Genomic DNA, 1,099 nt, shown 5'->3' with positions numbered 1-1,099 from the left:
TGCCGAGAAAGTACACCGTATCCGCCGTCCAGAGCCTGAAATGGTTGTTCTGGAAGAAGCGAAAGAAATCCTGATGCAAGCGAAGAAGCCTTTGATCATCTCAGGTGGCGGTGTGCACTACTCGCTGGCAACTGACGAACTGGCTGATTTTGCTGGTAAGCACAATATCCCTGTGGTCGAGACCATTGCCGGTCGCGCAACTATGCTGCAGGACAACCCGCTGAACGCAGGCCCAATCGGTGTTACCGGTTCAAACTCTGCAAACCTCATGGCTAACGAAGCTGACGTGGTACTGGCTATCGGTACTCGCCTGCAGGACTTCACCACCGGCTCTTGGACAGTATTCAAGAACCCAGAGATGAAGCTGGTCAGCATCAACGTGGCGAAATTCGATGCCATCAAGCACATGTCCTACCCAGTATTGGGTGATGCCAAAACATCCATGACCAAGCTGTCTGCTCTACTTGGTGACTGGCGCTCAGGTGACGAGTGGTCGGCAAAAGCCAAAGCAGAAGCGGACGAGTGGAAAGAGTTGGTTCACCGTCGTACCAACCCACAAGAAGGCGACCTGCTACCGGGCATGTCTTCTTACGCAGAAGTCATCGGCAAGCTTAACAAGTCGATGGAAAAAGGCGACACCGTGCTGACAGCAGCAGGTGGCCTACCTGCCGAGCTATCGATGAACTGGCAGAACTACCAGATCGGTAAATTCGATATCGACTTCGGTTACTCATGCATGGGTTATGAAATTGCCGGTGGCTGGGGTGCGAAAATTGCTAACCCAGACAACGATGTTGTGGTGCTAGTTGGTGACGGTTCATACCTTATCCAGAACTCAGACATTTACTCATCAGTACTAACTGGTCACAAGATGATTGTCGTGGTGTGTGACAACGGCGGTTTCGCGGTTATCAACAAGCTACAGAACAACACCGGTAACGAGTCGTTCAACAACCTGCTTGAAGACTGCCGCCGCCCAGATGGTGAGTTGGCCCGCGTCGATTTTGCCAAGCACGCAGAAGCACAAGGTGCGATTTCCGAGAAGCTGACGTCTGTCGACGAGTTTGATGCAGCATTCGCCCGTGCCAAAGAAGCTGAC

The 1,099-nt window shown here is 52.4% G+C and carries 1 protein-coding gene; it reads left to right on the top strand.

From position 1 onward, the window contains the following. On the top strand, positions 1 to 1,099 hold a 1,099-nt coding region (locus BIZ37_RS30230), incomplete at both ends, for a thiamine pyrophosphate-dependent enzyme (RefSeq protein ID WP_255526974.1).

It is taken from the genome of Photobacterium sp. BZF1 (genome assembly GCF_014349205.1).
Taxonomy (GTDB): Bacteria; Pseudomonadota; Gammaproteobacteria; order Enterobacterales; family Vibrionaceae; genus Photobacterium.
This window is presented reverse-complemented; position numbering and strand designations above follow the sequence as displayed.